7 protein-coding genes are annotated in these 6,991 nt (G+C 51.2%); 1 reads left to right on the top strand and 6 read right to left on the bottom strand.

Translation table 11 applies throughout. The features are described 5' to 3' along the window. Positions 1–541 precede the first annotated feature (541 nt). Together gatC and J4F31_11525 are read right to left on the bottom strand one after the other, a co-directional pair. Positions 542–856: an Asp-tRNA(Asn)/Glu-tRNA(Gln) amidotransferase subunit GatC gene (gene gatC, locus J4F31_11530; GenBank protein MCE2497187.1), complete on the bottom strand. Its 315-nt coding sequence runs from the start codon at positions 854–856 to the stop codon at positions 542–544. Beyond that, the gene (locus tag J4F31_11525; GenBank protein ID MCE2497186.1) at positions 825–1,571 is read right to left on the bottom strand and encodes a 1-acyl-sn-glycerol-3-phosphate acyltransferase; all 747 of its coding nucleotides are present in this window, start codon (positions 1,569–1,571) and stop codon (positions 825–827) included. The genes gatC and J4F31_11525 overlap by 32 nt, the downstream gene beginning before the upstream one ends. Before the next feature lie 44 nt (positions 1,572–1,615). Here J4F31_11525 and trpS point away from each other — a divergent pair, with 44 nt between their 5' ends. Then, complete coding sequence (gene trpS / locus J4F31_11520) at positions 1,616–2,587, top strand: tryptophan--tRNA ligase (protein ID MCE2497185.1); 972 nt, start codon at positions 1,616–1,618, stop codon at positions 2,585–2,587. Here trpS and J4F31_11515 read toward each other — a convergent pair. From J4F31_11515 to J4F31_11500, 4 genes are read right to left on the bottom strand one after another with little or no spacing between them, the layout of a single operon-like run. Continuing rightward, positions 2,584–3,369, bottom strand: coding sequence for a hypothetical protein (locus tag J4F31_11515; protein ID MCE2497184.1), 786 nt, complete (start codon positions 3,367–3,369; stop codon positions 2,584–2,586). The two genes, trpS and J4F31_11515, sit on opposite strands and share 4 nt — an antisense overlap. A gap of 6 nt (positions 3,370–3,375) precedes the next feature. Then, on the bottom strand, positions 3,376–5,430 hold the full coding sequence (gene metG, locus J4F31_11510; GenBank protein MCE2497183.1) for a methionine--tRNA ligase: 2,055 nt from the start codon (positions 5,428–5,430) through the stop codon (positions 3,376–3,378). Between the two features lie 34 nt (positions 5,431–5,464). Next, on the bottom strand, positions 5,465–5,830 hold the full coding sequence (locus J4F31_11505; GenBank protein MCE2497182.1) for a YraN family protein: 366 nt from the start codon (positions 5,828–5,830) through the stop codon (positions 5,465–5,467). Then, the gene (locus J4F31_11500; protein ID MCE2497181.1) at positions 5,827–6,735 is read right to left on the bottom strand and encodes an LD-carboxypeptidase; all 909 of its coding nucleotides are present in this window, start codon (positions 6,733–6,735) and stop codon (positions 5,827–5,829) included. Before J4F31_11500 ends, J4F31_11505 begins: the two co-directional genes overlap by 4 nt. Positions 6,736–6,991 lie beyond the last annotated feature (256 nt).

The raw sequence follows: 6,991 nt of genomic DNA, 5'->3' as shown, positions 1-6,991 counted from the left end.
GGAATGAGTCCTTGGTCATACAAACAGAGTAAATCTGTACAACAAATTGAATCGAATTTGATAGTTTAGAACGGTCTCAAAACGGGGAAGCCTTCAAAGTACAGTAATTTAACCTAATGTTCAAGTTCTGGATATAAAGCTCAGTACTAAAATTCAGCTGGTCCGCATCAGGTCTTTCAGATCAGGTTTTGGCTTTGCCAAAATCAGGTGCTGCGCATCAGGTCGCGCTCTGCGCGATCAGGGTAAGGCCGTGTAAAAATTCGTTCGGGCACGAGTTAATTTCTGCTGTGCAGAAGTCTATTCGCTCTGCAAGCGAGTAAAAGGCCATAGACTCCGAAAGGAATTCACTCGCGGCAACGCCACGAATTTCCTTTGCAAAGCGAAATTTACCTTTACTTATACCACCTATAGTGCGCAGCGCAACTGATACCTCATTAACTAGACCTTTGGTGTTAGTGTTGGGTTATTAGTGAGCATTGGGCTATGGGCCAAAGTCCAAGAACCATTTTCCGAAGGCCAAGAACTAACTAAGAACTCAAAACTAAGAACTTCGTTTCAGCACCTTCGGCACCTTGATGTAATCGGTGTCCTTTTGAGGGGCGTTCTTCAGGGCATCGGTTTGTGAGATGGTAGGGCGAACCTCGTCTTTGCGCAGGACGTTGGTGTCGTTGTTCATGTACTTCAAAGGTTCAACGCCTTCGACATCGAGCTCGTTTAATTTGTCCACGAACGCGAGGATCTTATCCATATCCTGCATCATCTTGTCAACGGCCTTTTCGTCGAGATCGAGCCGGGCCAAGTGGGCCAAGTGAAGAATTTCCTCCTTACTGATTTTGTGATCTTCCTTCGATGCCATACGATTCCAATGTTTTGTCCATCACCTCATAGGCTTCCTGCCTAATCCGGGGAGCGTCGCTTTCCGTGAGTCCGACCGTAGGTATCGGTTTATGCACCACACACCTCAATGTGCCGGGACCACCTCCCGGCCACTCGTTCGGGAATCGACGTTTGTTGTCTACAAAGGTAATGGGAATGATCGGAATTTGAGCCTCTATGGCCAGTCGAAACGCCCCGGGTTTAAAAGGCCCCAAGCGCCATTCGGGATCGGGTATTCCGCCTTCGGGGTATATACAAACCCCGAATCCCTCTTTGATCTTCTCTCCGGCACGGCGATACACATCGCGCCGTGAGCGCGGGCTCGAGCGGTCGACCAGTATGTTGGTTTTTTTATAAAAGAAGCCGAAAACAGGAAACTTCGCTAGCTCTTTCTTTCCGATAAAGAGCCAACGGCCCTTGGCGATGGCCAAAGTGGCCATGATATCGATCTCCGAGGTGTGGTTGGCGATGATGATATACGGGCCGGTCCAGTCGATCTTTTGCTCCCTTATCTTTTGGATTCGGAAGCCCATCAAAGTGACGACGATCTTCCCCCAAACGCGGGCCCACCAAAAGAAATGGCGGTGCCAATCGGCCCGCAGGGCCAAAACGATTATAACCGGAAACAGGGCAAAAATGACCACACCGATCACGATGTAGTACCAAATTCGCCAAAGGGTGCGTAATAGGTTCACGCCGCAAATTTAGTTTACTATTTTTACCTGCCTAAATCGGAACCATGGCCAGAATCTTAACAGGCGTTCAAGCGACCGGTGTGCCGCACCTTGGAAACATCCTCGGTTCCATTGAGCCGGCCGTACAATTGTCAAAACAAGCGGGGAACGACACCTTCTTGTTCATTGCCAACATGCACTCGCTCACGGCGATCCGCGATGCTGAACTCGTTCGGGAAAATACGTATTCCGTAGCTGCGGCCTACCTGGCTTTTGGCTACGATACAAGCCGCAATACCTTTTACCGCCAAAGCGATGTGCCGGAAGTAACCGAGTTGATGTGGTATTTGAACTGTTGGACCCCCTTTCCGATGTTGCAAAATGCGCACTCGTTCAAGGATAAATCGAGTCGCTTGAGCGAAGTCAATGCAGGCTTGTTCACCTATCCGGTGCTCATGGCCGCCGATATTTTGTTGTACGATGCCGAATTTGTTCCGGTAGGTAAAGATCAACAGCAGCACCTCGAAATGGCGCGCGATATGGCGGGGAGTTTCAATCACCAATACGGCGATACGCTTGTTTTACCCGAAGCCAAGATCAGCAAAGAGGTGATGGTGGTGCCGGGTACCGATGGGCAAAAGATGAGCAAGAGCTACAACAACTACATCAACCTGTTCCAAACCGATAAGAAACTACGGAAGCAGGTCATGGGTATCGTTACGGATAGCACGCCACTCGAAGAACCCAAAGATCCGGATACCTGCAACGTGGTCGCTTTGTACAAGCTGGTGGCTTCTCAGGATCAGATAGCCGAAATGGAGGTTAATTACCGCGCGGGTGGATACGGTTATGGACACGCGAAGCAGGCCTTATATGAGGCCTTGGTGACTCGGTTCGAAGAGCCGCGTTGCAATTACGAGGAACTCATGGCCGACAAGGCTGAGCTGGATCGCCAGTTGACGGTCGGGGCGGAGAAGGCACGTGCCGTTGCAAGTGCTACACTAGCCCGCGTTAGAGCTGCAGTCGGAATGGATTAAAGGCGTACTCCGACGCCTAAACGAAACTGAAGCATTCCGGCCGAAAGGTTGCGCCCGATAGAACTCTCAAAAGTGTCTTGAGGCAACGGAATGGGAGGATTCGTAATTTTCACCGTTACCGATTCCTCGTAGTTCATATTGGCCAAATAATAGCTGGTTTCAGCTCGAACTGTCAGGAAATCCTGTATAGTGAAAACGAAAGCGAGATTACCCCCATAGGTAAAGGCAGTGATCTGCTTTGGTTCGTTGTATGTTTCGTAAGGGACGGTGTAGGGGAATCCGAACACCTCGCCAAAAACAAACCCCGACCCTTGCAGTGTCGGTTCGGTAAAGGAAAGCATACCGCCTTGCACACCGAGGTGAATATCAAAGGGCTCCAGTGGCAATCGGGCCGTAGGCCCCAATGAAAAATAAAAAGTCTGAAAGTTCGATTCGTCCAGCATGATCGAAATACCCTCCAGTCCCGGGATGTTTTCAAAATCTTCGAATTCGAGGCCCCGGAAGTTCGTGTCGAATTCGGCTGTGAAGTAACCTACTCCCACGCGCACGTCGACCCCGAAGTTTTGATGCGGATAATAGCCGTAGAGCAGCTCGCCGTTGTATCCGCTCCGCGCTTCGTTTCCGCGATCATCGCTATTCGAATTATCGGCCAAATCGCTTTGCGCCCAACCCCAACCGGTTCCTAAAACAAGAAAGTGCTGCGGTTCGTAGTCGCCGCTCGAATCCTGCCCCTGAACACCCAAGGCGATCATTGTCGCCAAAAAGAAAACGATCTTTTTCATATGCTTTTAACTTACGATGCTTCCCGGAGTTGCCGGGCCCTGCGGGCCGATGGCCACCAGTTGCCCCTCTGAATTCTCCGCCATGAGTACCATGCCTTGCGATTCCACCCCGCGAATTTTGCGTGGGGCTAAGTTCAAGACCATTACTACCGATTTGCCAATGAGGTCTTCCGGAGTAAAAAACTCCGCGATACCCGAAACCACCGTCCGTTTGTCAACTCCTGTGTCGACAAGCAGCTTGAGTAATTTGTCGGTCTTGGGTACCCGCTCGGCTTCCAGTACCAGCACTACGCGCAGGTCCAACTTCGTAAAATCGTCAAAGGCAATATCGTCTTTTTGCGGCATGATGTCGCTCTTTTCTGCGTCGTTCGCTTCTTTGGTCGCTTGTAACTTGTCGATCTGGGCCTGAATGGCATCGTCTTCGATCTTCTCGAAAAGCAATTCAGCCTTTCCGATCTTATGCCCCTTAGGCAACATGGGGTGCGCCTTCACATCGCCCCATTTCACATCGCCCATATTGAGCATGTTACGCAGCTTTGAAGCGGTATGAGGCAAAAATGGCTCGGCCACCACGGCCAAGGCCCCGGCCACTTGAAGGGCGATGTGCATCATAACTTCGGTCCGTTTTTCGTCCGACTTGATGAGCTTCCACGGCTCCTGATCGGCGAGGTATTTGTTTCCGGCGCGCGCCAAATTCATCATTTCGCCCAAGGCTTCGCGGAATCGATATTTGTCGAGCGATGCAGCGATCACTTCCGGTCGCTCAATCAGGTACTTCACCATCTCATTGTCTTCGTCCGTAAGGTCGCTCAGTTCGCACGGCGGTAGGTTTCCGTCGTAGTATTTGTTGGTCAACACCACGACGCGATTCACGAAATTTCCGAAAATGGCCACCAGCTCGCTGTTGTTCCGCGCTTGAAAATCTTTCCAGGTAAAATCGTTGTCCTTGGCTTCGGGCGCATTCGCGGTTAAGGCATACCGGAGCACATCTTGCTTGTCGGGGAAGTCTAACAAATACTCGTGTAACCAAACCGCCCAATTCCGTGAAGTCGAGATCTTGCTGCCCTCGAGGTTCAAAAACTCGTTCGACGGCACTTGCGTCGGTAGCACATAGCCTCCGTGCGCCTTCAAAATGGCCGGAAAAATAATGCAGTGAAATACGATGTTGTCCTTGCCGATGAAGTGGATCAGCTCCGCATCCTCATCTTGCCAGTAATCTTTCCATTCCTCCGGAGTCCCTTGCTCCGCAAAATATTCCTTCGTCGACGAAATGTACCCTATCGGGGCGTCGAACCACACGTACAGTACTTTTCCTTCTCCGCCTACGGCGGGAACCGGAACGCCCCAATCCAAATCGCGCGTGATGGCTCGGGGGGCCAACCCCTGGTCGAGCCAGCTCTTACACTGTCCGTATACATTGGGTCGCCAAATGCCTTTCTTGGTTTCGATCCACTGATTCAAAAAAGTTTCTTGATACTTATTGAGTGGCAAATACCAGTGTTTCGTGGTCTTTTTGACCGGAGCGTTGCCCGATAAGCGCGACTTTGGATTCTTTAGATCGTCCGGACTCAAACTCGTTCCGCAGTTTTCACACTGATCACCATAGGCTTCGTCGTACCCGCAATTCGGGCATGTGCCCATGATGTAGCGATCGGCCAAGAACTGCTGCTCCGACTCGTCGAAATACTGCTCCGATTCTTGCACGATGAATTCGCCGTCTTCATCCATCTCCTTGAAGAAAGACCGAGCTGTTTCTGCATGGAGTTTCGATGAGGTGCGCGAATAATGGTCGAAGTCGATACCGAAATCCTCGAAGGACTTTTTAATCATGTTGTGGTAGCGATCGACCACTTCTTGAGGACTAATGCCGTCTTTCTTGGCGCGTAAGGTGATAGCTACACCGTGTTCGTCGGATCCGCAAATGTGGATCACATCCTCGCCCTTCATGCGGAGATAACGCCTAAAGATGTCGGCCGGAACATACACGCCGGCCAAGTGACCAAGGTGAACAGGTCCGTTGGCATAGGGAAGTGCGGAAGTTATGGTGTAGCGCTTGCTCATGAACGATCGGAGTTAAGGCGCAAAAATAGAATTTTCACAGCTCATTGGGGCCGCCCCTCCAGGCATCCTCAATGTGCTTGATGCGGTAGTTGTCGCTATTGCCGATGACCAAGATCAAATCGCACCGCAATTCGGCTTCTTTATCTCGCATTTCCATCCAGGCCTCTGCGGCGTCGAGCAGGCGATGTGCTTGTGCATCGCGGATGTACTCGTCGCCGTCGACCGGCTCGGCCCGCGTTTTCACTTCAACCACCACGATCTCCTCATCGTGCTGCGCCAATATGTCGATCTCGCCTTCGGCACCGCGCCAATTGCGTTCGAGGATGCGGTAACCTAACCGACTTAAAAAGTTCTCGGCCTTGTCCTCACCCCATTTACCGAAGTCTTGCTCGTGTGTCATGCCGAATAAGTTACGAAACTTCCCCCGCTCGTGACGTTCAATTCTACTTCTGCTCCAAAGATCAGCGGTCGATTGTCTTCTACGTGTCCGGCCGGGAAACCGAAGGCCACCGGAAAGGGTCGGCCCGACACGTGTTCTCTTACTATCTCAATGGCTTGTTTGCCAAAGGGGACGGTGTTGTCGTTCATGTCGGTTAGCCCACCCACGATGAGTCCGGCGATAACGTCGAACCAGCCGGCTCTGCTAAAATTCATCATCATGCGGTCGATGTGGTATAAGTATTCGTCGAGGTCTTCTATAAAAAGGATCTTCCCCCGCACATCGATATCCGCCGGGGTGCCGCGTTGAGAGTAGAGTACGGATATGTTTCCGCCCGTGAGGGCGCCCACCGCTTTTCCCTCTCTATTGAAGGAGTGCCGGTCGGCCATGATCGTTTTCAGTTCACCCACCAGCGTACTCCGCACATCTTCGAGGCAGGCTCGTGTGTTCTCTGCGAATCCAAGGGGCATGGGCGCGTGGATCGAGCGGATACCGAGGTTGGTGTGTAAATGGTTGTGCAGGGCCGTTACATCGGAGTAGCCGAGGATCCATTTCGGGTGCTCATTCAATACTTCCCAGCGCACGTGGTCGATGATGCGAACGCTACCGTATCCACCTCGTGCGCAATAGATCGCCTTTACCGTTGGGTCCTCCAGCATCATCTGCATATCCGCGGCTCGTTCCTGATCCGTACCACTGAACTGGTGATACTCCTTGTGCAGGTGCGGACCTTTTTTAATATTGAATCCCCACGCCTCGATCACCTCGATCGCTGGCTCGATCTCTTTAGGCGTCAGCTTCCGCGCAGTAGATATGATGCCGATGGTATCGCCGGGTCGGAGGAAGGGAGGGGAGTGGTAGGTCATGGTTGGATAGTTGGATGGTTGGTTGGTTGAAAGGTTGATCAAGGCTTTCGTCCTAAGCTAGTTGTTTTTTCGCTTGGTCAAATATCTCTGAAAGCCATTTAAGAGCTTTAAGTTCTCTAAAATCATTGACTCGATTTTGGCATGGAGATCTCTATCAATGTAATTTTCATCAAGGCAGACGAGTCTGTTCAGAAAAGTGTGTCACTTAACTTAGTGATATGAAAAAGCAAGAAATATCGAAAGCCGGCTTACAAGA

The organism is Flavobacteriales bacterium, from assembly GCA_021296215.1.
Classification (GTDB): Bacteria; Bacteroidota; Bacteroidia; order Flavobacteriales; family ECT2AJA-044; genus ECT2AJA-044.
Note: the sequence above shows the minus strand (reverse complement) of the source record. Positions and strands in the feature narration are given on the sequence as shown.

Bases quoted from the DNA above. Each gene is read 5' to 3' on its own strand.
- gatC (MCE2497187.1), bottom strand. From the start codon at position 856: ATGGCATCGAAGGAAGATCACAAAATCAGTAAGGAGGAAATTCTTCAC.
- trpS (MCE2497185.1), top strand. From the start codon at position 1,616: ATGGCCAGAATCTTAACAGGCGTTCAAGCGACCGGTGTGCCGCACCTT.
- J4F31_11515 (MCE2497184.1), bottom strand. From the start codon at position 3,369: ATGAAAAAGATCGTTTTCTTTTTGGCGACAATGATCGCCTTGGGTGTT.
- metG (MCE2497183.1), bottom strand. From the start codon at position 5,430: ATGAGCAAGCGCTACACCATAACTTCCGCACTTCCCTATGCCAACGGA.
- J4F31_11505 (MCE2497182.1), bottom strand. From the start codon at position 5,830: ATGACACACGAGCAAGACTTCGGTAAATGGGGTGAGGACAAGGCCGAG.
- J4F31_11500 (MCE2497181.1), bottom strand. From the start codon at position 6,735: ATGACCTACCACTCCCCTCCCTTCCTCCGACCCGGCGATACCATCGGC.